The organism is Alkalihalophilus lindianensis, from assembly GCF_032843265.1.
Lineage (GTDB): Bacteria > Bacillota > Bacilli > Bacillales > Bacillaceae_D > Alkalihalophilus > Alkalihalophilus lindianensis.
In genome coordinates this window covers 1-262 of record NZ_JAWJBA010000523.1, presented here as the reverse complement: position 1 = coordinate 262, position 262 = coordinate 1, and the positions used below count along the sequence as shown (strand labels likewise).

The window sequence follows — 262 nt, the reverse complement described above, 5'->3', positions numbered from 1 at the left end:
TGTTATAAAGGAGTGGATTAGGATGGATTTAAATTTGCGCAATGCCGTTATTCACAATGTTTCCGGGAATACTCAAGATCAGTTGGAAGATACAATTGTTGATGCGATTCAAAGCAGCGAGGAAAAAATGCTGCCTGGTTTGGGTGTCTTATTTGAAGTCATTTGGCAAAATTCTTCTGAAAATGAGAAAAAAGAAATGCTTGATACTCTTGAAAGCGGGTTAAAGCGGTAAGCGGTTTGTAGACTGTCGATCATTGGATCG

At 38.9% G+C, this 262-nt stretch carries 1 protein-coding gene; it reads left to right on the top strand.

What is annotated here, in order from left to right:
* Positions 1 to 22 precede the first annotated feature (22 nt).
* Entirely contained in the window at positions 23 to 232 is a 210-nt protein-coding gene (gene sspI / locus RYX56_RS23270) for a small acid-soluble spore protein SspI (RefSeq protein ID WP_317124246.1), read from the top strand.
* Positions 233 to 262 lie beyond the last annotated feature (30 nt).